Raw genomic sequence first — 21018 nt, forward strand, 5'->3', positions numbered from 1 at the left:
AGTAAGACTTACTTTACGGACCAATTGAAGGTAATTACTTTTTCGATATCTGGGTGTAAACTGTAATGCACGGGGCATGTATTCGCAGTGCGTTCTAAAATCGTTCTGTGTTTTTGCGAAACAACCGCGGGTAATTCTAGATGTACTTCTATTTTAGAAATCCTGCGAGGGTCTGATGCCATATGTTTGGTGACCTCAGCGATAGCACCTACAAGATCGATATCAAGGTCGGCAGCTTTTATACCCATCACGGTCATCATGCAACTAGCCAAACCCGTGGCAACGGTATCTGTTGGTGAGAAGGCTTGCCCTAATCCGTGATTATCGGTAGGTGCATCGGTAATCATTTCGTTACCTGAACGTATATGGGTGCACGTGGTTCTTAATTCGCCGTTATAGGTGACTCTTGATGTCATTTACTATCAATTTGTTTTATTCGTAATTCATCGTATTGCATCAAGTAAGATGCTTGGTTAAAAAAACCAGAGGTCCAATCATTGAGATAGTTAAACCGATTGCCATTATATTCTGTACTTCCTATGATTTTAGAAGTTTCATACAAGTTTTTCTTATGGGCAAGTTTAAGAAGCAAGTCAAATGTGATATCGAACCCACGCACGGCAAAGCGATCAGGGGCATGCCCAAACTTTTTTCGATAGGCCTTCGTAAATGAATTTGCACCTACTTCTTTATAGGATGACGGAAACATAAACTTCAAATTCGATAAATGGGGTCTTGAAACCGCATCAGCTTCAAAGGCATTGTTATAATTCGTCGTGAACATTTTGACCTTTACATCGTCACCCCCTTCAGCTGAACCCATAGAGGCATTTAGTATTGAACTGATACTCGCGACCAAATTAGGTTTGTCGGTCTCTACAAATACCCAATTCTCTTGACGCTCAGAGAGCATGGCTTGAAAATCTACCAAATGCAAAGATCCATCTTCGCTCATTTTTGCCACACGTGCCATTGGAAAAGCACGTAGTATGGAATCTTTCGCAGCCTGGTGGGCATCATCTGCAATGATGATCAAATTCTCATTAACCCTGATTTTTTCAATATGGGATAAGATTTTATTTCGCAATAGGGCATCATTGGGTATGGAGAAAAACACATTGTTCAAACTCAACTCGCTTTGGGCGGCGTAGGGGGCTATAACGGGTACATCGAAATTAGCAGCTTGAACGGCAACTTCCCCCAATAAATTAGGATTTACCGGCCCAACTATGGCATCTATACCCATCAAGGGATTTTGGGCCAACACCGTTTTCAAAGCCTCTAAATTCAATTGGGTATCGAAGACTTTAACATCGACCGAGACCCCAAGTTTTTTAATAGAATCAAAGGCTACCAATGCGCCAGTATACAATCCCATGGCGTATTTGATATCATTGCGCGTACTTACTTGTCCCTCGGTTTTTTCTTTATCCCTAAAGTTGATGCGATCTAATCTAAAAGGCAACAAGAACATCACACTTGGCCTGTTTTCAATATTGATACTATCAATCAAGTTGATTTTATCTAGCACCAAGGCATTTTTGACATCAAGCTGTGACTCTTTCTGTTTCGGTAGTTTCAAGACCATGCCCGCTTTCAAACCATTTTCAAGCTCAGGATTCAAAGCAAATAAAGAATCCCTAGAAATCTTTAAATTCTGGGTCAATCTAAATATGTTCTGTTTGGGCCTTACCTGATAAAAAATATAATTCTCGGTATTGACCAACTCACTTTTTGGTTTTTGTTTTGGCAAGCGAAGTACCATTCCTTCTTTTAGGCCACCTGTTTCATTGATCTCAGGATTTAACTTGATAATGGAGTCAACGGCTATACCATAGTTTTGGCTTATTCGAAAAAGACCTATTGCCTTTGGTACCGTATACGATTCAAACAAGACCACTTCCTGTTTTTCAAGGCTATCCCCTTTCGGTCGCGGCAGCCTCAATTCTTGACCAATAGCGAGGTAATTCGTGCTTTTTGGCAATTCAGGGTTCAAAAGCAAAAGACTATCAATAGTAATACCATATTTATTGGCAATGCTCCATCGTGTCTCTTTTGGTAATACGGTATACGTTTCGTATTCAATATCTTTTTCGTCTTCTTCTGTGATTTCGGGGTATTTGGGAATTTGTAATACCATTCCCTTTTTCAGGGGTTCGGCGTACAATTCTTTGTTATAGCGTTTTAGCTGTTCTTCGGTAATCGCATACTTCTGGGTTAGACTGAATAGGGTTTCACGCTTTTTTACCCGATGTCTTTTAAAACCCGTTGGTTCTATTTGTGTTTCTTGAATTTCCGGTTCAATAGCCTTTTTGTCAACAACGACACCGGCCAACGGAATCACCAAAATGGTATTCGGCCTTATCTCCTCAGAGTTCTTTATCTCGGTGTTTTGTTGAAGTATCGCATAGGGGGTGACCCGATATTGCTTGGCAATACTGTAAATGGTCTCCCCTTCTTTAACTTGGTGCGTTGTGAATTTTTGTTGCCCAAAAGCCAAGGTCGAGGCCAATAGCATCGCAACAAAACAAATACCTTTTAAAAATTGACGTTTCATTATTCCCATTCTATAGTGGCCGGTGGTTTTGAGCTAATATCATAAACTACCCTATTGACACCTTTTACTTTATTGATAATATCGTTAGACACCTTTTGCAAAAACCCGTAAGGCAAATTCACCCAATCGGCGGTCATACCATCGGTACTTTCAACGGCTCTCAATGCCACGCATTTTTCGTAAGTTCTTTCATCACCCATTACCCCTACACTATTTACGGGTAAAAGCATGGCCCCAGCCTGCCAAACAGAGTCGTAAAGTCCATTTTTTTTCAATCCATCGATAAAAATAGCATCTACCTCTTGTAATATAGACACCTTTTCTGGTGTAATGTCACCTAAAATACGGATTCCCAATCCAGGACCAGGAAAAGGGTGCCGACCTAGAATGGAAGCATCCATACCCATATTGTTGCCCACACGTCGAACCTCGTCTTTAAATAACAGATGAAGTGGTTCCACAATTTTCAACTTCATATAATCGGGCAACCCACCGACATTATGATGGCTTTTTATCACGGCAGAGGGTCCACCACTTGCAGAGACGGACTCAATCCGATCGGGGTAAATCGTTCCTTGGGCCAACCAAGTCGCATTTTCAACTTGTTGTGATTCATCATCAAAAACCTCTATAAAGACCCTTCCGATTATTTTTCTTTTGGTTTCAGGGTCTGATTCCCCCTTGAGTGCTTTCAAGAAACGTGCCGAAGCATCAACCCCCTTGACGTTCAAGCCCATGCCCTTATACTGTTCTAGAACATCATGAAATTCATTCTTGCGCAATAGTCCATTATTAACGAAAATACAATGTAATTGTTTTCCAACTGCTTTATGAAGTAACATCGCGGCAACGCTCGAATCAACCCCGCCCGAAAGACCAAGAATGACCTTTTCACTACCGATCGTTTCCTTTAGTTCGGCAACGGTTGTTTCAACAAATGCATCTGGGGTCCAATCTTGTTTCAGGCCCGCTATGTCGACCAGAAAGTTCTCCAAAAGCTGTTTGCCATCTTTTGAATGGTATACTTCTGGGTGAAATTGAATTCCGTAGGTCTCTTCCCCTTCGATTCTAAAAGCAGCATTTTCAACATCATGCGTACTGGCAAGTAAAACCCCATTTTCAGGCAATTGCTTTATGGTGTCACTATGGCTCATCCATACTTGACTGCCCAAATGGACATTCTTTAAAAATGCCTCTCCATCTTTAACCTCGGAAAGATTGGCCCGACCATATTCACGGGTTGCCGAGGGCGCTACGTTTCCACCATTGAAATGCGCCAAATACTGCGCACCATAGCAGATGGCAAGCAATGGTTTTTTCCCTTTTATATCCTTTAGATCAGGGTGTGGGGCATCGCCTGCCCGCACCGAGAAAGGCGAACCTGAAAGTATGACCGCCTGAAACGGTGAAAGGTCTTCAGGCAGCTTGTTGTATGGTTTGATTTCAGAATAGATATTCAGTTCCCGAACGCGTCGCGCTATCAATTGGGTATATTGGGAACCAAAATCAAGAATGAGAACTTGGTTTTGCATGGGCAAAAATAGCAATTTGAACGAGTTGAAAAAGGATGTTTTTCGTTTAAATTTATGCCAAACATCGAAAAGTTTTGACTTTTAGGTTTTTAGCGGGCAATTAAAATCACAAACTGAATGTGGGATAAATTGCACAAAAAACAACCGAAATCATACCTTTGTGCAAAAACCGCTAAACTTTAACCATGATTAAAGGATTTATTTTCGATTTGGACGGTGTCATCACCGATACTGCTGAACTTCATTATTTAGCTTGGAAAAAACTGGCAGAAGAAATGAACTGGCAGTTTGACAGGGCCGTTAACGAACGACTGCGTGGAGTTTCTCGAATGGACTCCCTCAATATCATTAAAGACCATAATAATGCAACAGTGGCGGAAGACCGATTATTGGAGCTGGCCACTATGAAAAATGATATTTATGTTGCAAGTCTCGATACCTTGACACCCGATGATTATTTACCTGGGGCAAAAGAGTTACTGACCCACCTAAGGCAAGAAGGCTTTAGGGTAGCCTTGGGCAGCGCAAGTAAGAATGCCGCAAAGGTTTTAGAACAGCTTGAGGCCATTGGTTATTTTGATATTATCGGTGACGGCAATAGTGTTTCGAAAAGTAAACCCGAACCGGATATCTTTTTGTACGGTGCGGAAAAATTAGAACTCAAGGCAGAGGAATGTATCGTTTATGAAGATGCGGAAGCGGGCATTGATGCCGCAAAGGCCGGAGGATTTTATGCAGTAGGTATTGGCCCTGATGATAGGGTCGGCCATGCAGATGTTCGCTTTGATTCAATGGCAGAGGCCACGCTGTTTGCGGTTAAATCGCATTTTAAAGAGTTGTTTTAAACATACCTTAAATACAAAAGCCCCGGGAACCACTCCGGGGCTTTTAAAATAAAATCAAAACCAACCTAAACACATGAATTTATCAATTCATAGTTAAAAGGTAAAATACCTTTTCATAACAATTTGTATAGTTAACAACCATCTTTTAAAAAACCCTACCTTTTTTTTCAATTATTTTTGAAAAAAATGACAAATGGAGAAATTGATATTTGAACAGCTTAAAAATGAGTTGGTCAATGGGGCCGTTAAAAAAGGGCATCCATTCCGATATTTTTCTTTGGCAACCGTTTCCCCAAATAACGAACCACGATTGCGTACGGTCGTTTTGCGGAAAGTAACAACAGACCTAGAACTGTTTTTTTATACGGATCGGCGTTCAAACAAAGTTGACCAATTGGCTACCAATACTAATATTGCCGCACTTTTTTACCATCCAAAAAAACTATTGCAATTACAGATTACCGGAAAAACGACATTCATCAATGATGGACAGACCTTAAAATCCATTTGGAACGGCATCCCTTTAAATTCAAGAAAAGACTATACTACAGCCGACGCCCCTGGCAGTCTACTGAACAATCCAGACCAGGTCGATTACCTGACGGATGGGAATCACTTTTGTGTCGTAAAGATAATTCCGAGTTCGATTGAATATCTTAGATTGAAAAGACCACATCATATCCGTATGGATTTCACTAGGAAAAATCAAGAATGGTCGGGGCAATTTCTAGTGCCTTAAAATCAAAAAACCATTTGCCAAAGGGTCTAGGATTTCCATTAGTTGTGGAATCAGATCTTTTCCATATTGCAGATATAACTCTGAAAAATTGAGTTGCCGCTCTTGTAAGGATTGGTTCGGAAAAAGTACATTTTGAAGTTCGGTCAACCTGATCACATGGTCTTTGAGTTTTCTTTTTTGGGCCTTTAGAAGTCGCTTTTCCAGCTTGTCCAATCCTTTTTTCTGTTTGACCTCTTGTGCTTTTACAGCCCCTAAAAAGGACTTATCGGTCTCTTCCGCAATTTGGTAAAGCTCTTGAAACTGCTTCTCTAAGTGCCTTTTTTGGGAAGAAAAGTCGATTTCTATATTAGAGATTTTTCGAATCTTTTTATTGACCAGACTTGTTTGGGTCAGAAACAAGTCAGAACTATCCAAATCTAAGCGTTCCATCTTTTCGTATTGTTTCTCTCTAATAACCAAGGCCGAGTTACGCAACAAGAGCATAGGGAAAGTAACGCCTAAGTTATCGAAATAAGCCTTTAACTCTAACCAATAAGCCAATTCGCCACCCCCGCCAATATAGCATAAGTTGGGTAAAATCACTTCTTGATACAAGGGTCTAGCTATGACGTTAGGGGAAAATCGTTCGGGAAAAGTTTCCAATTCATTCTCAAGCCCGCTTTTTGAAAATTTCAAATCGGTAGTATTGATGTAATAACTGCCCGATTTTTCAATGATACGCTCACGCAGATCATCCTTTAGATAGAAATAATTGATTTCACGGGGATTTACCTGAATCTTGTAGGTTTGTGATACAGAAGAGAGTGCCGAGATGGATTTCGTAACTTGTTCATGGGGTATATTGTCAAAAATATCCTTTTTGGCAAAGGGAACCAGTAATCGTTTTAATTGGGAATCATCGCCATCTACGATGACCAGACCGAAATCGCCGAATAATTCGTTCGCGAGATATCGGGTGGCATCAGTAAGGTTGGTATGTTCTAGATACGATTTTTCAAAGAGGCTTTTGAGTTCACTGGCATTGGTTGTTACCCCAAATTGTTGTGAGATAACCTCAAAGACTTTGTCAAGCCCATCCGTACGCAATCTCCCAACGGCACCATTGGCATTTATATTCCACTTGATTTTCTTTCCACGATAGTTGAAATAGTTGATTTCATCAAAGTCATGATCTTCAGTAGCCATCCAATAAACGGGAACAAAATTGTAATTGGGGTGTTCTTGTCTTAACTTTTTGGTAAGGTTGATCGTAGAGATGATCTTATACAAAAAGTAAAGTGGTCCCGTGAACAAATTCAACTGATGCCCGGTAGTAATCGTAAATGTCGTATTCGAACTTAAGCTTTCGATATTTTTTCGGGTTGGCTCGCTGCAATTAAAACCGACATATTGCCTTTCGATAGCGCTGGTCAGGACATTTCTATGGGCGGAATCATAATTTGCCTGTTTTTCAGCTATTTGGGCATCAAAATTTTGAAGAATTGGTAAACGATTGAAAAATGGTTCTAGATGCTGATCTTCATTCAGATAATCACAAATTAATTTGGAGAAGTATCCGGTTTCTTGAAATGGTATACAGTTTACTTTCATTAACACTAAAATATGGCTTTAAAGATAAGCTACTTCAAAATTTCAATCCCTAAAAATTCGTTAATTACCTAAACACAAATTTTATCGTTAGCTTTGAAATCAAGCTTAAACCAAACTTTTCAAAATGCGATTCATTCTTTTTATCTGCCTTTCAGTAGGCTTTTTTGCCACTGCCCAAAACTTAAAATCACCTTCTGATTTTCATGGTTATGAGTTAGGCACCCAATTCACAAGACACCATGAGGTCGTGGACTATTATGAATATTTGGCTGATACGGATGCCGCAAGGGTAAAATTGATCGAGTATGGCCAAACCAATGAAAGAAGGCCCTTGATATTGGCATTCATATCAACCGCAGAAAATTTACAAAACCTAGAGGCCATACGCGAAGCACATTTGAAGGCGACCACCGGAGGCAACAAAGCGGAGAAAGCCATTGTTTGGATGAGCTATAACGTGCACGGTAATGAAAGTGTCAGCACCGAGGCCTCTATGCAAACCATTTATGAACTGCTTACGTCAAAGAGTTCTTATTTAGAAAACACTATAGTGATTATAGACCCCTGCATCAATCCGGATGGCCGTGATCGTTATAGCAATTGGTACAACCAATATAAAAACACCCCTTATCAAGTAGATCCCAATAGCAAAGAACACCACGAAGGTTGGTGGACCGGCAGAAGTAATCACTATATGTTCGATTTGAATCGCGATTGGGCATGGCTCACCCAGGTAGAGAGCCAACAACGGCTAAAAGTGTACAATAAATGGCTGCCGCATGTACATGTTGATTTTCATGAGCAGGGTGTGAACAGTCCCTATTTTTTCGCACCTGCCGCAGAACCCTATCACGAAGTCATAACCAAGTTTCAACGTGATTTTCAAGAAACCATAGGTAAAAACCACGCTAAATATTTTGACGCCAACGGATGGTTTTATTTTACCAAAGAAGTGTTTGATTTGTTTTACCCAAGTTACGGTGATACCTACCCTACCTATAACGGAGCAATCGGTATGACTTACGAACAAGGTGGTAGTGGAAGGGCCGGACTTGGAATACTTACCAGAAATGGAGACACTTTAACGTTAAAGGATAGAATCGCACATCATCTTACTACAGGGCTTTCGACAGTTGAGGTAGCCGCTAAAAATGTAGAAAAAATCAATGCCGAATTTCAAAAATTTTATCAAAACAGGAGCTTTAAATATAAAAGTTATGTGCTAAAAGGTAAAAAAGATAACCTCAAAGCCTTAAGCACCCTTTTGGATGCCCATAACATCGAATATGGCCATGCCCCATTGACCACTTTAAAAGGGTTTAACTATAGCACAGGTACGACTGGAAGCCTTAAGACGGATGAACACACTTTGGTCGTTTCAACAAACCAACCTAAGGGAACCATGGTAAAGGTATTATTCGAACCCAACGCCAAACTAAGTGACTCATTGACCTACGACATTACTGCATGGTCGTTACCATACGCCTATGGCCTAAATACATTGGCATCAACAAGTTTGGTAAATCAAATTGACCCAAACCCAAAATCGGCAACTACCAAAACTGAAATAGCAAAATCAACCTATGCCTATATCACTGATTGGGACAGCATGGAAGATGCCCGTTTTTTGGCTGAATTGCTACAATCAAAAATTAAGGTAAGGACCGCCTATGCCCCATTCTCCGTTGATGGAACGTCTTTTAAAAGAGGTAGCCTTATCATTACGGCCGCCGATAACGATAACCATACCGATTTTACGCAAACCTTAAAAAGGATCGTATCAAAACATACCGCAATTAACTTACATGCAACCAGTTCAGGATTTGTTGATACCGGTAAAGATTTCGGGTCTGGATATGTACAACAAATTCAGAATCCGAAGGTAGCGGTTCTCTCAGGCAGCCCCACATCGACATTACGATTTGGCGAAATCTGGCATTTCTTTGAAAAACAGTTAAATTATCCAATAACGGTTCTTGACACCGAGTATGTGGATAGGGTAGACATGGACGCCTACGATGTACTTATACTACCAGGTGGTTATTACAACCAATACTATAATGAAGATAAACTAAAGGCATTGAAAGAATGGGTTCGAAATGGCGGTAAACTCATTGCTATGGGCAGGGCCATCGATGGTATCGACGGTGAGCATGGTTTTTCAATCAAGAAGAAAAAAACTGAAAAAGATACCGCTAGCGTTAAACCCATGGCCCATGAAGAACAAGAGCGTGAGCAGATGAAAAACGCAATTACGGGGGCTATTTTCAAAACCAAGATTGACAATACACACCCATTGGCCTATGGGTATGGTACGGAGTATTTTACCTTGAAACTTGGTAGCTCTGCCTATGATTATTTAAAAAATGGTACCGTAGCGTACCTTGAAAAAAACACCGACCCCGTATCTGGTTTTGCCGGTAGTGATGCTCAGAAGAGAATCACGAATAGCTTGGTGTTCGGGGTGGAGGATTATGGTCGTGGAAATGTGATATATATGGTTGACAACCCATTGTTCAGAGGGTTTTGGGAAAATGGGAAGTTATTCTTTGCCAACGCACTCTTTATGGTGAATTAACCTTTTATTCATTCAAATGCTCAAGAGCATACATCATATCGCTGTAATCTGTTCGAATTATCAAAAGTCAAAGCAGTTTTATACCGAGGTCTTAGGTTTGGATATTATCAGGGAAGTTTATCGAGAACATAGGAATTCTTATAAACTGGACCTAGCGTTAAATGGACACTACCTTTTAGAACTTTTCTCTTTCCCAAATCCGCCAAAAAGAACCTCTAGACCTGAAAGTTGTGGGTTGCGACATCTCGCTTTTGAAGTCACCAACATTGAACAAGAAGTGTCTCACTTAAAAAAGCAAGGAGTCAAAACAGAACCCATTAGAGTAGACGAGCATACCGGTAAAAAATTCACTTTTTTCGCAGACCCCGATGATTTACCAATAGAACTTTATGAAGGTTGATTCCTTTTTTTTAAAGAACGACGTTATTTGAATACCACACGCATCAAAATACCAATGTCATCGCATATTATGAATGAAGTAGATACTAAAACCAAGATTTCATTTTACATATTCTCCTAAAAATTCATAAAGCCCGATTTTATGTAGCTTTAAATATCAAGTATTTGAAAACCAAAATATTAAAACATTAACAATGGTCAACTTGAAAAATGACTAACTTAGTTTAACCCAGTTTTTTAAAAAAACCACTGCCATGAAAACATTACAATTTTTAATAGCAACCTGTGCCGCAATTCTGATAAGCGGCAATACCTATGGTTTTCAACAATTGGAAAACAACTTCAAATCTTACAAAGGCAAGGTTCTTGAAGAGGGCACGAACAAAAAACTTGTTTTTGCTACCATAGCCCTTGAAGGCACCAACATTTCAACCATTTCGAATACCGAAGGTGAATTTTTATTAAAAGTACCTACAACTATTGATGAAGGGGCAGTTATATTTTCTTTTTTAGGACACGCTACCAGAAAAATCCCATTGCAAGAACTCAAAAAAGGGAACAACAAAATCGCACTTGAAGTTTTAATATCCGAGTTAGAGGAAGTAAATATTGAAGTACCCAAAGACGTAAAAGCCTTAATCGTCGAAGTATTGCGCAAAAAGGGAGACCATTATTTCGATAAACCGACTTTGATGACCGCATTCTACAGGGAAACCATCAAGAAAAGGAGACGTAACGTATCGTTATCTGAAGCTGTGGTCAATATTTACAAAGCTCCTTACGCCTCGAATAAAAAAGATGCAGTGCAATTGTACAAGGCCCGAAAAAGTACTGATTACAGCAAACTTGACACTGTGGCGTTAAAGCTACAGGGAGGACCCTTCAATACCCTTTATGTAGATATCATGAAGTATCCTGAGTATATCTTTGCCGAAGAACAGGTAGACGAATATAAATTCAGTTTTGACCGTTCAACGGTAATCAACGATCGTCTTATATATATTATTGACTTCGAACAACATGAAAACATACCTAACCCCCTGTATGCAGGAAAACTCTATGTCGATGTAGAAAACAAAACACTCTCAAGCGCAGTTTACAAACTTAATATCACGAATAGGGCCTTAGCTTCAAGGTTGTTTGTTCGTAAAAAACCTGCCAATGTGGATGTTTGGCCCACAGAGGTCGCCTATCGGGTAGATTATAGAAGTAAAAATGGAAAATGGTATTATGGGTACAGCAACGTGCTCTTGGAGTTCAAAGTGGATTGGGATGATAAATTGTTCAATTCCGTTTATAGCATGACCGCTGAAATGGCGGTGACCGATTGGAAACTAAATACAGACGGAGCTACCCCAAAATCAAAAGAGCGTATCAAAAAATCAATTATTCTCAACGATGAGGCCATCGGATTTTCAGACGCTGATTTTTGGGGTGAATACAATATCATTGAACCCGAAAAGTCTATAGAGTCCGCAATTAGAAAGATCCAAAGGCAATTAAAACGTGCTAAACCAGAACGAGGTAGTTCTAAATAAGTGGGTTTTAATCATTTTTCAAAAACATATCCTAACGAAAACGAGCGTATTAGAAAAGCATGGCCATTACTTTTTATTTCAATGACACGACTCATGAAACTAAAAATCCCCTTTCGGGGATTTTTTTACACTTCGTAAGCGATAATTGTATTTCTAATGATTTGCACACACTCGAGCAATTGTTCTTTGGTCATTACCAAAGGTGGCGCAAAACGAATGATATTACCATGGGTGGGCTTGGCCAACAGACCATTTTCTTTAAGTGCCATACAAATATTCCAAGCCGTAGAACTGTCTTCGGTATCGTTGATAACAATCGCATTCAAAAGTCCCCTTCCACGCACTAGACGTACCAATGGTGTCTCTTGAATCAACTTTTCCATTTCACTACGGAACAATCTGCCTAGTTCATAAGCATTTTCAGCGAGTCGCTCTTCTTTTACGACTTCAAGGGCCGCCATAGCAACCGAACAAGCCAAAGGGTTTCCGCCAAAAGTAGAACCATGGTTGCCTGGTCGAATCACTTCCATAACATCATCATTTGCCAATACCGCTGATACGGGAAAAACTCCCCCAGAAATAGCTTTACCCAAAATCAATACATCTGGTTTGACATCTGGTGTACCTGAACAATTCTTATCGGTACAAGAACAGTTACCGCAAGTTGCCAACAAACGACCGGTTCTTGCAATACCAGTTTGCACTTCATCGGCTATAAAAAGTACATTTCTTGATTTACACAATTCGAATGCTTCTTTGATATAGTTCCCATCTGGCACATAAACACCTGCTTCACCTTGAATGGGCTCTACCAAGAATGCAGCTACATTTTCATCTTTTAGAACTTCTGAGAGCGCATTGATATCATTATACTGTATCGATACGATACCTGGGGTAAAGGGCCCAAAATTTTCTGTGGCAACCGGATCATTTGAAGCGGAGATTATGGATATGGTACGGCCATGGAAATTGTTCTGGCAAACCACAATACTTGCTTTATTAGCAGGTATTCCCTTTTTCTCATATCCCCATTTTCTTGCCAATTTCAAGGCAGTTTCAACAGCCTCAGCACCCGTGTTCATGGGTAACAGTTTGTCGTAACCAAAGAATTCGGTCGCATACTTTTCAAACTTACCAAGCATGTCGTTGTAAAATGCCCTAGAGGTAAGCGTCAATTTTTCGGCTTGATCCTTTAGCGCGGCAATGATTTTCGGATGACAATGTCCTTGATTGACCGCTGAATAAGCGGACAAAAAATCATAGTATTTTTTTCCTTCCACATCCCAAACATACACGCCCTCTCCCCTACTTAATACCACTGGTAGTGGATGGTAATTGTGTGCTCCGTACTTGTTTTCTAAATCCATCGCCTGTTGCGATGTAAGTTGTTCTAAAACAGCCATTTTAAATAGTGTTTAAAATTTATAAAATAACCATTCCTGCGATACCTTTATCCTTTCGGATCCCGAAAGTGTCGGGGCGAAAATTCAGCGTGGGAGAGAAATCATCCCTAGTAGAATCGCTAAAATAATCAATATTTTCAAATACCTAATCGTCATTTTCGAGTTGCATTTTATTTTTTACTTAAAATAGAAACCTGTAATTCTAGACGTTTTAGTTCCCTTAAAATATCATTTTTATTCATTTGCATCCAAACATAAAGTTTGATAAAAGCCATAAATGACCAGCATAAAAACCCAGCTGCCGTCCATTTAATAAGCGCGTTGGTTTCATCGGTCTTAAAAAATTGGATACAACAATACACAAATAGTACAAAAAAGATCAAGTTCATGAGGTTCATAAAGATAACCAACCACCCTGTTTTACCTTTAAACGTCTCACCGATCTTTTGAAAAAGGTTTTGCTCTTCAAGTGCATCATAAAACTCCGCTTCTTCTTTAGAAAGCGCCTCTTTTATCAAATCATCTATTTTCTCTGATTTTTTATTCATAATCCTATTTTTTTAGTAATAATTTCATTTTTTCCCTTGCCCTGAAAAGACGTGTCTTAACAGTGCTTACACTTACTTTTGTAATCGCGCTTATTTCTTTTAGACTATATTCTTCCAAATAAAACAGCTTAAGCACTATTCGTTGGTCAGCGGGCAATACGGTTAGGGCATTCAGAACGATTTGAATTTGTTCTTCTCGGGTAGCTGCTTCATTTAAATCAACTACGTTATTTACCCAATGGTTTTCATCTAGACCTTTTGTAAACTTCTTTCTTCTTTTAATACTATCTAGGGCCTTTCGGCTAATAATGGTCAAAACCCAACTGCCAAAACTGTCGGCATCCCTTAATAGATGGATTTTAGCCATTACGGTGCGCCAGGTATCTTGGGTGATATCCTCTGCCAATCCCCAATCATGGGTGTAGCGATAGGCTTGAACACATAATTTTTTGTTCCACCTTTCAAACAAAAGGGCTAAAGCTTTCTTATCCCCTGATTGATACGAAATCACCAATAATGAATCCAATATTTTAGCGGGATTTCCCATAGTCCATATAATATAGACCATCTAAACCCAAAAAGGTTCCCCTATTTTGAAAATCCTATTTTGATTGGAATGGAAACAGCTCAAAAACTGCTTATTTTTGCGGAATGCGAAAAAAGAACAAAAGGCAAGTATTTGAAAAAATAGAGGTCGTTGATGCCGGCGCGAAGGGAAAAACCGTTGCAAAAGCACCAGATGGAAGGGTGATATTTTTGTCAAATACGGTGCCAGGCGATGTGGTCGATGTTCAAACCACTAAAAAGCGTAAGGCATTTTTCGAAGGGGTTGCTATTCATTTTCATGAATACTCCGACAAAAGAACGGAATCGGTTTGCGAGCACTTTGGGGTCTGTGGAGGTTGTAAGTGGCAGCATATGGGTTATCAACACCAATTATTCTACAAACAAAAGGAAGTTGAGAATAATCTGCTTCGTATCGGTCATATCGAATTACCCAAACCGGCACCTATATTGGGTTCTGAAAAACAGTACTTCTATCGCAACAAAATGGAGTTCTCTTTTTCAGATAGCCGATGGTTGACCTTAGAGGAAATAAATTCGAATGTTGATATAAAAGACAAAAACGCCCTTGGTTTTCATATTCCCGGTATGTGGGATAAAATCTTGGATATCAAGAAGTGTCACCTACAGCAAGACCCATCGAATGCGATAAGGCTGACAACCAAATTATTTGCAGAACAAAATGACATGCAATTCTTCAACCCAAGAAAACAAGAGGGACTTCTGCGCACCATGATTATTAGAACCTCTTCAATCGGTGAGCTAATGGTCATAATTCAGTTTTATGATGATATTGAGGAAAAAAGGGAATTATTGTTAAACCATTTACAAAACACTTTTCCTGAAATTACATCGTTGCAATACCTTATCAATAGAAAACCAAACGACACCATTTATGACCAAGATATTATCTGCTACTCCGGCAGGGACCATATTTTTGAGGAAATGGAAGGGCTTCGGTTCAAGATTAATGCAAAATCATTCTATCAAACCAATTCTGAACAGGCCTACGAGCTTTACAAAATCACTAGGGATTTTGCAGGGTTAACCGGTAATGAATTGGTATATGACCTTTACACAGGCACGGGTACGATAGCACAATTCATCTCAAAAAAAGCTAAAACAGTGATTGGTATTGAGTCAGTGCCTGAGGCAATTGCAGATGCCAACTCAAATGCCACGCTTAATGGTATTACCAATACCACCTTCATTGTCGGTGATATGAAAAACGTTTTTACTGATGATTTTATAGCCCTACACGGGGTTCCAGATGTAATCATAACCGACCCCCCTAGAGATGGTATGCATAAATTAGTTGTTGAACAATTGTTAAAAGTGATGCCAGAAAAAATAGTTTATGTAAGTTGCAATAGCGCAACACAAGCAAGGGACCTGGCTTTGATGAAAGCATATTATAAAGTGGAAAAAATGCAAACAGTAGATATGTTTCCCCAAACACATCACGTCGAAAACGTGGTGCTTTTACGCAAAAGAACTTCTTTATAAAATTATGAAGAGAATTCTTGCCATCGCAATATTAACCTTAATGGTCTTCCATTTTTCATCTTGTGAAAAAGATGATATTTGTGTTGAGGGGGATACCCCGCTTTTGGTTCTTGGTTTCTTTGACCAAGAGGATCCCGAAAATGAAAAAAACGTTCCTTCCTTAAGGATTCTGGCATTTGAACCCATTACTACCATTTCTTCATTCAATGACAGAACCAACGTAGATTCGATTGGGGTACCTTTAAGGATTGATACCAACGCTACCAGCTTTCTGCTCATTACGAACTCGGCTGATGACGAAGATGGCATGGAAACCGGAAATATAGATACCCTGACATTCAATTATGAGGTAAATGAAGAATTTATATCAAGGGCATGCGGATTTATTGCCAATTACAATGCAATCGATACGATAAGACAGGTGTCTTCAGAAAATTGGATTCAAAAAATTGAGATTATTCAACCAGATGTAACAAGATCAAATGCCATACATGTCAAGATATTTCATTAGTCTTTTTTTTGGTATGCTTTTTACCTTGGGCATTTCGCAAGAAAGTAAACCTATTGATCTACAATCAAAAGATACCATTCAGCGAACAGAAAGATATGGTCTACGTGTTGGTATTGACTTAAGCAGACCTATACTGTCTTTTATAGATAATAATTACACCGGTTTAGAATTTGTGGGCGACTATAGGTTGAAGGACAAACTGTATATCGCCGCAGAAATCGGAAACGAAGAAAGAACACAGACCGAAGACTTAGATGGAATCGATTTATATAATTATACCACCAATGGAAGTTATATAAAACTAGGTGTTGATCATAACACCTATAAAAACTGGTTTGGTGAGCAAAACTTGGTTACTATTGGGGGACGCCTTGCATTTAGTAGTTTTAGTCAGACCTTGAACAACTTCCGTATTTATGAGACAAATCGCGATTTCAATGAAGAGACGTTTTTTCAATTGGGTACCGAACCTCAAGAGTTTAGTGGTCGAACGGCGGCATGGCTTGAATTCGTTTTGGGCTACAAGGCAAGATTATTCGGTAATCTTTATGGTGGTGTTAGTATTCGGTTAGCATATCTCGTCAGTAATAGTGATGAAGAAGGCTTTCCAAACCTTTGGATACCCGGTTTCAATAAAGTAACGGATGGAAGTAATTTTGGTGTCGGTTATAACTATACGATATCTTATTTTTTACCCCTTTATAAAAAAGCCAAAAAAAAGAAAAAAGAAATGCCTAATAGCAACTAATACGTTGTCCCTTCTTCTTTTTTAGCTGACTAATTAAACTTGGCCTTTTTACTACCGGAATACATTTCATATCGCACCAAACGGGATTCCAATTTACCATTAAATGTCTTTATTTTTCGACTGGGTCGCAGACCAACATATTTAAGTGCCAGTAAGTTAGACGTAATCATCCACGCATCAGTTGCAGGATACCCCTTTTTCAAGGTATCGCCTATTTTTCCATAAAAGGTCTCTTCATCAATATTCAACCGCTCGCCATAAGGTGGATTAAAAACGAGATGAAGTTTTGCTTCAGATTCTTTTTCAGTTCTAAAGAAGTCCTTTCGCTCCACCTTTATATATTCAGAAAGGTTGGCATTCTCAACATTTTCCTCTGCTTTGCGAGTTGCTGAGGGGGCTTTGTCATAGCCCACGATTTGGTGTTCAAACTCGCGGGTTTGATTTAATCTAGATGTTATTATTTTCTGATAAAGTATATCGTCAAAATCATGCCAATTTTGAAATGCAAAAGTGGCCCTATTAATATTTGCCGGTATATTACATGCGATCATTGCCGCCTCAATCAAAAAAGTACCACTACCGCACATAGGGTCTAAAAAATCGGTTCTTCCATCCCAACCACTATGAAGCAATAAACCAGCGGCCAAGACTTCATTTATTGGTGCAATATTCGTTGCAATACGATATCCACGTTGATGTAATGAAGCACCTGAACTATCCAATGATACCGTACAATCATTATTGTAAATATGGATGTTAATACGAACATCTGGCTTACCAGTGTTCACAGAGGGTCTTTGGCGCTCCGTGTCCCGAAATTTATCCACCAAAGCGTCTTTCGAGCGTTGCGAGACAAAAAGTGAATTATTAAATACATCAGAATGCATGGTAGTGTCAAAAGCAAAGGTTTGACTACTACTAAAGCATGATGCCCAATCTATATTATACAGCTCACGATAAAGCTGTTTTTCATTGAACACCTTAAAGGTTTTAATCGGCTTTAATATCTTCAAAGCTGTTCGTAATGAAAGATTTGCTTTATACATAAAACCTGTATCCCCTTCAAAAGATACATTTCTCACCCCTTCTTTTACATGACTTGCCCCCAAATTTCGCAATTCCTTTGCAAGAATCGATTCAAAACCGTAGAGTGTTTTGGCCAGCATTTTAAAATTTGACTCCATAACAAGTAAAACAGTTCGTCAAAAATAGGCTAATTTAGCAGCTTATACCCTTGAACCAATAAATATCAAACCAGATGGTGTATCTACTGCCAATTTTAGCAGTAATATTAAGTTTCATATTTGTATATTTTACAAAACCAAAAAGTGAGAAAAGTATAAAACTACTATTGGCTTTTAGTGGCGCTTTTCTTTTGGCACTTACTTTCTTTGAACTATTGCCTGATGTGTATGAGGATTTGAGTCCTAAATCAGCTGCGATTTTTATCTTGGCCGGAATTCTTCTACAAATCTTTTTAGAATTTTTTTCAAAAGGGGCTGAACACGGGCATGTTCATATGGCCACTAAGAAAAATCGTTTTCCTGTCGTATTATTTCTGAGCCTTTCGCTACATGCTTTGGTTGAAGGGGTTCCCGTGACAAACGGTGATACGATTATCTATGGTATCTTGGTACATAAAATACCCGTGGCGATAATTTTGTCAATTTTTTTATTGAATTCAAATCTTAAACTTGCTCTTTCCGTATTATTCATAGGATTGTTTGCCTTAATGACACCATTAGGCAGTCTCTTGACACAAGAGTCATTTGTTGTATCAACATACAGTGCACAATTAACCGCATTGGCTATAGGAGTTTTTCTTCATATTTCAACCGTAGTGTTATTTGAAAGTGCTCAAGGACATGCCTTTAACCTAAGGAAACTGGTAGTGATCGTTTTAGGTATCGTAATTGCCTATTTTCTTTAACTTTTTTGAAGAATGGTCATGAAATGACTTCCTTGATCATTAACCAATGGGCCAAAGCACCCGCTAATACAAAAAGATGCCAAATAAAATGATTAAAAGGGATTTTTTTAGTGGCATAAAAAAAAATTCCGATAGTATAAAAAGCCCCTCCAATCCCTAAATAAAAAAGTAGGGTACTAGATACATTTTCGATTAAAAATGGGAGGTCAATTACGATTAACCAACCCATAACCCCATATAAGACCAAAGAGAAAACCTCAAATTTTCCGGTAAAAAAAAGTTTTAACGCCGTTCCAAAAATTGCGATTCCCCAAACCAGCCAAAGCAATAATATGCCCTTAGAATCGGCCAAAATTGCATAACAAACTGGAGTATAAGTTGCCGCAATCAAGTAATAGATACTGATGTGATCTAAAACCCTAAGCTTACGTTTCATTTGAGGGTTGGAAACCCCATGATATACGGTCGATGCCGTAAAAAGGAAAATCAATGCGAAGCTATAAATAAAAACAGGCGCTTTTAACGGATTTTCATCAGTCAATTCCAAAAAAAATAAAAGACCAATGATTGAGCAGACAACACCTATTCCATGCGAATAGGTATTAAGTTTTTCTTCTACTAAAGCCTCGGGTTTATCAAGAAACAAGATCGATTATTTATAGCGATTGCCATGTTTGATAACCATATCCACATCTTGAAGCAAACTGATATAGCGTTGCACATCTCCTTTAACCGCAATGATGTCTGCATATTTACCTGGTGTTACCGTTCCGACGTCATCTGCAACCCCTGTCCAAAGTGCTGGCCAGTAGGTAGCCGCCCTAATAGCATACATAGGATCAATGCCAAACTCGTTGACCCAAACATCTAATTCGTTCCATGTCGATTGACTGTGAAACTTCATTGGAATGCCACTATCCGTTCCCACCAATAAAACAACCCCAGCATCCAAAAGTTGCTGAATTTTAGTTTTTAGGGTTGGTCTTCGTGAAGGGGTCAATTGAAAATAAGGCAGTCTATCAGGATGTTTAATACTATTCTTAATATCTGCGATTATACTATCTGGTAGCCCCAAGTGCCAAGAGGTATTGTCCAATTTTTCGCTATTGTCGCGCACATATTCATAGTTATATAAACCCTCAACTGTTGGACACCAAAATAGCGGTCCTGAACTCATATCGGCAGTACGCTCTTTAATCATCTCCATAATATCATCAGGATACTTTGGTGCTGATGATAGGCCCGTATGTTCAAAACAATCTACCCCAACTTTTAGTCCAAGTCGTATTTCTTCAGGTCGATGCCCATGGGCAACTACCTTTAATCCATTTTGATGTGCTTCATCAACAACTGCCTTTAATTCTTCTATCGTCATTTTATCTTGATCGACCAATTTTATAAAGTTGACCCCGGCTTTTGCTAGTTTTCTTATTTTCTTACGTCCGTCCTCAGCTCCATTTACCCCCCATCGAAATGCTTCAGTACCAGGATAGGGCTTATGCTGTATAAAAGGGCCGGACACGTATAAAGTTGCACCAGGCATTTCATTATTATTGATAGCATCCCTCACGGCTATACTTTCTTTCAACGGACCCCCTAAATCCCGTGCACTTGTTACTCCTGCCATTAACAATTGGCGGGCTGATGCAGGCATAATAACATCTTCAAATAATGGTGGATATGTTTTATCCCAATATGTATAGTCAGCATGGCCATTGATCATGGTATGTACATGCATATCCCAAAGACCAGGTAAAACCGTCATTCCCTCCGTAGATATTATGCTGGCATTGGCTGGAATCTTAAGTGTTTCAATAGTGCCTACTTGCTTTATTCGTTCTCCCTCAATTATAACAACACTGTTCTTAATAGGTTCAGATCCGAAACCGTCAATCAAGGTACCCCCAACCAGTGCTTTTATATTCTCATCTTGCGAAAACAAAAAAGATGTTAGGGTCAACGTAACTAAAGTGAAAAGATATTTTTTCATCTACTTTCAAAGTTTCCTTAAAAATAGTTAAATGTACGAG

Annotated in this window: 19 protein-coding genes; 9 read left to right on the forward strand and 10 right to left on the reverse strand. The window is 39.2% G+C overall.

What is annotated here, in order from left to right:
- Positions 1 to 8: 8 nt before the first annotated feature.
- The 3 genes from AACM45_RS18210 to guaA are packed head-to-tail and all read right to left on the reverse strand — an operon-like array spanning position 9 to position 4089.
- Positions 9 to 416 carry an OsmC family protein gene (locus AACM45_RS18210; RefSeq protein ID WP_339144412.1) on the reverse strand — a complete coding sequence of 136 codons (408 nt, stop codon included), beginning with the start codon at positions 414 to 416 and terminating at the stop codon, positions 9 to 11.
- On the reverse strand, positions 413 to 2557 hold the full coding sequence (locus tag AACM45_RS18215; protein WP_339144413.1) for a PBP1 and LysM peptidoglycan-binding domain-containing protein: 2145 nt from the start codon (positions 2555 to 2557) through the stop codon (positions 413 to 415). Before AACM45_RS18215 ends, AACM45_RS18210 begins: the two co-directional genes overlap by 4 nt.
- Positions 2557 to 4089, reverse strand: coding sequence for a glutamine-hydrolyzing GMP synthase (gene guaA / locus AACM45_RS18220; RefSeq protein WP_339144414.1), 1533 nt, complete (start codon positions 4087 to 4089; stop codon positions 2557 to 2559). The genes AACM45_RS18215 and guaA overlap by 1 nt, the downstream gene beginning before the upstream one ends.
- 185 nt (positions 4090 to 4274) lie before the next feature.
- Here guaA and pgmB point away from each other — a divergent pair, with 185 nt between their 5' ends.
- Together pgmB and AACM45_RS18230 are read left to right on the forward strand one after the other, a co-directional pair.
- A complete protein-coding gene (gene pgmB, locus AACM45_RS18225) occupies positions 4275 to 4934 on the forward strand; it encodes a beta-phosphoglucomutase (protein WP_339144415.1) in 660 nt (219 codons plus the stop codon).
- Positions 4935 to 5127: 193 nt separating this feature from the next.
- Complete coding sequence (locus tag AACM45_RS18230) at positions 5128 to 5673, forward strand: pyridoxamine 5'-phosphate oxidase family protein (protein WP_339144416.1); 546 nt, start codon at positions 5128 to 5130, stop codon at positions 5671 to 5673.
- Here AACM45_RS18230 and bshC read toward each other — a convergent pair.
- Complete coding sequence (gene bshC / locus AACM45_RS18235) at positions 5662 to 7263, reverse strand: bacillithiol biosynthesis cysteine-adding enzyme BshC (protein WP_339144417.1); 1602 nt, start codon at positions 7261 to 7263, stop codon at positions 5662 to 5664. The two genes, AACM45_RS18230 and bshC, sit on opposite strands and share 12 nt — an antisense overlap.
- Positions 7264 to 7387: 124 nt before the next feature.
- Here bshC and AACM45_RS18240 point away from each other — a divergent pair, with 124 nt between their 5' ends.
- From AACM45_RS18240 to AACM45_RS18250, 3 genes are all read left to right on the forward strand, one after another.
- Positions 7388 to 9841: a M14 family zinc carboxypeptidase gene (locus AACM45_RS18240; protein ID WP_339144419.1), complete on the forward strand. Its 2454-nt coding sequence runs from the start codon at positions 7388 to 7390 to the stop codon at positions 9839 to 9841.
- A gap of 16 nt (positions 9842 to 9857) precedes the next feature.
- Positions 9858 to 10241, forward strand: coding sequence for an SMU1112c/YaeR family gloxylase I-like metalloprotein (gene gloA2 / locus AACM45_RS18245; RefSeq protein ID WP_339144420.1), 384 nt, complete (start codon positions 9858 to 9860; stop codon positions 10239 to 10241).
- A 253-nt stretch (positions 10242 to 10494) separates the two neighbouring features.
- Entirely contained in the window at positions 10495 to 11778 is a 1284-nt protein-coding gene (locus tag AACM45_RS18250) for a carboxypeptidase-like regulatory domain-containing protein (RefSeq protein WP_339144422.1), read from the forward strand.
- A gap of 125 nt (positions 11779 to 11903) precedes the next feature.
- Here the strand turns inward: AACM45_RS18250 and rocD are convergent, their stop codons facing one another.
- The 3 genes from rocD to AACM45_RS18265 all read right to left on the reverse strand — a co-directional run bounded on the left by rocD (position 11904) and on the right by AACM45_RS18265 (position 14276).
- Positions 11904 to 13181 carry an ornithine--oxo-acid transaminase gene (gene rocD / locus AACM45_RS18255; RefSeq protein ID WP_339144424.1) on the reverse strand — a complete coding sequence of 426 codons (1278 nt, stop codon included), beginning with the start codon at positions 13179 to 13181 and terminating at the stop codon, positions 11904 to 11906.
- Between the two features lie 170 nt (positions 13182 to 13351).
- Positions 13352 to 13729 carry a DUF6768 family protein gene (locus AACM45_RS18260; protein ID WP_339144426.1) on the reverse strand — a complete coding sequence of 126 codons (378 nt, stop codon included), beginning with the start codon at positions 13727 to 13729 and terminating at the stop codon, positions 13352 to 13354.
- A gap of 4 nt (positions 13730 to 13733) precedes the next feature.
- Positions 13734 to 14276 (reverse strand): RNA polymerase sigma factor, encoded by a 543-nt coding sequence (locus AACM45_RS18265; protein WP_339144428.1) that lies wholly within the window; start codon positions 14274 to 14276, stop codon positions 13734 to 13736.
- Positions 14277 to 14380: 104 nt separating this feature from the next.
- Between AACM45_RS18265 and rlmD the strand changes: the two genes are divergently transcribed.
- Genes rlmD through AACM45_RS18280 form a run of 3 tightly spaced genes read left to right on the forward strand, consistent with a single transcriptional unit; the run spans position 14381 to position 17058 of the window.
- On the forward strand, positions 14381 to 15799 hold the full coding sequence (rlmD, locus tag AACM45_RS18270) for a 23S rRNA (uracil(1939)-C(5))-methyltransferase RlmD (RefSeq protein WP_339144430.1): 1419 nt from the start codon (positions 14381 to 14383) through the stop codon (positions 15797 to 15799).
- Positions 15800 to 15803: 4 nt separating this feature from the next.
- Positions 15804 to 16310 (forward strand): DUF6452 family protein, encoded by a 507-nt coding sequence (locus tag AACM45_RS18275; protein ID WP_339144432.1) that lies wholly within the window; start codon positions 15804 to 15806, stop codon positions 16308 to 16310.
- A complete protein-coding gene (locus tag AACM45_RS18280; protein WP_339144433.1) occupies positions 16291 to 17058 on the forward strand; it encodes a DUF6048 family protein in 768 nt (255 codons plus the stop codon). Before AACM45_RS18275 ends, AACM45_RS18280 begins: the two co-directional genes overlap by 20 nt.
- Positions 17059 to 17087: 29 nt before the next feature.
- Here the strand turns inward: AACM45_RS18280 and AACM45_RS18285 are convergent, their stop codons facing one another.
- A complete protein-coding gene (locus AACM45_RS18285) occupies positions 17088 to 18242 on the reverse strand; it encodes a THUMP domain-containing class I SAM-dependent RNA methyltransferase (RefSeq protein WP_339144435.1) in 1155 nt (384 codons plus the stop codon).
- A 74-nt stretch (positions 18243 to 18316) separates the two neighbouring features.
- Here AACM45_RS18285 and AACM45_RS18290 point away from each other — a divergent pair, with 74 nt between their 5' ends.
- Positions 18317 to 18988 carry a ZIP family metal transporter gene (locus tag AACM45_RS18290; RefSeq protein ID WP_339144437.1) on the forward strand — a complete coding sequence of 224 codons (672 nt, stop codon included), beginning with the start codon at positions 18317 to 18319 and terminating at the stop codon, positions 18986 to 18988.
- A gap of 16 nt (positions 18989 to 19004) precedes the next feature.
- Here AACM45_RS18290 and trhA read toward each other — a convergent pair whose 3' ends face one another.
- Both trhA and AACM45_RS18300 read right to left on the reverse strand, forming a co-directional pair.
- Entirely contained in the window at positions 19005 to 19634 is a 630-nt protein-coding gene (gene trhA / locus AACM45_RS18295) for a PAQR family membrane homeostasis protein TrhA (RefSeq protein ID WP_339144439.1), read from the reverse strand.
- Positions 19635 to 19640: 6 nt separating this feature from the next.
- On the reverse strand, positions 19641 to 20978 hold the full coding sequence (locus AACM45_RS18300) for an amidohydrolase family protein (RefSeq protein WP_339144441.1): 1338 nt from the start codon (positions 20976 to 20978) through the stop codon (positions 19641 to 19643).
- Positions 20979 to 21018: the final 40 nt, after the last annotated feature.

Origin of the sequence: Croceitalea sp. MTPC5 (assembly GCF_036985505.1) — a bacterium.
Lineage (GTDB): Bacteria > Bacteroidota > Bacteroidia > Flavobacteriales > Flavobacteriaceae > Croceitalea.

Bases quoted from the DNA above. Each gene is read 5' to 3' on its own strand.
- AACM45_RS18210 (WP_339144412.1), bottom strand. From the start codon at position 416: ATGACATCAAGAGTCACCTATAACGGCGAATTAAGAACCACGTGCACC.
- AACM45_RS18215 (WP_339144413.1), bottom strand. From the start codon at position 2,557: ATGAAACGTCAATTTTTAAAAGGTATTTGTTTTGTTGCGATGCTATTG.
- bshC (WP_339144417.1), bottom strand. From the start codon at position 7,263: ATGAAAGTAAACTGTATACCATTTCAAGAAACCGGATACTTCTCCAAA.
- AACM45_RS18275 (WP_339144432.1), top strand. From the start codon at position 15,804: ATGAAGAGAATTCTTGCCATCGCAATATTAACCTTAATGGTCTTCCAT.
- AACM45_RS18230 (WP_339144416.1), top strand. From the start codon at position 5,128: ATGGAGAAATTGATATTTGAACAGCTTAAAAATGAGTTGGTCAATGGG.
- AACM45_RS18290 (WP_339144437.1), top strand. From the start codon at position 18,317: ATGGTGTATCTACTGCCAATTTTAGCAGTAATATTAAGTTTCATATTT.
- AACM45_RS18250 (WP_339144422.1), top strand. From the start codon at position 10,495: ATGAAAACATTACAATTTTTAATAGCAACCTGTGCCGCAATTCTGATA.
- guaA (WP_339144414.1), bottom strand. From the start codon at position 4,089: ATGCAAAACCAAGTTCTCATTCTTGATTTTGGTTCCCAATATACCCAA.
- AACM45_RS18300 (WP_339144441.1), bottom strand. From the start codon at position 20,978: ATGAAAAAATATCTTTTCACTTTAGTTACGTTGACCCTAACATCTTTT.
- AACM45_RS18265 (WP_339144428.1), bottom strand. From the start codon at position 14,276: ATGGGAAATCCCGCTAAAATATTGGATTCATTATTGGTGATTTCGTAT.
- AACM45_RS18240 (WP_339144419.1), top strand. From the start codon at position 7,388: ATGCGATTCATTCTTTTTATCTGCCTTTCAGTAGGCTTTTTTGCCACT.
- rocD (WP_339144424.1), bottom strand. From the start codon at position 13,181: ATGGCTGTTTTAGAACAACTTACATCGCAACAGGCGATGGATTTAGAA.
- AACM45_RS18285 (WP_339144435.1), bottom strand. From the start codon at position 18,242: ATGGAGTCAAATTTTAAAATGCTGGCCAAAACACTCTACGGTTTTGAA.
- gloA2 (WP_339144420.1), top strand. From the start codon at position 9,858: ATGCTCAAGAGCATACATCATATCGCTGTAATCTGTTCGAATTATCAA.
- pgmB (WP_339144415.1), top strand. From the start codon at position 4,275: ATGATTAAAGGATTTATTTTCGATTTGGACGGTGTCATCACCGATACT.
- AACM45_RS18280 (WP_339144433.1), top strand. From the start codon at position 16,291: ATGTCAAGATATTTCATTAGTCTTTTTTTTGGTATGCTTTTTACCTTG.
- AACM45_RS18260 (WP_339144426.1), bottom strand. From the start codon at position 13,729: ATGAATAAAAAATCAGAGAAAATAGATGATTTGATAAAAGAGGCGCTT.
- rlmD (WP_339144430.1), top strand. From the start codon at position 14,381: ATGCGAAAAAAGAACAAAAGGCAAGTATTTGAAAAAATAGAGGTCGTT.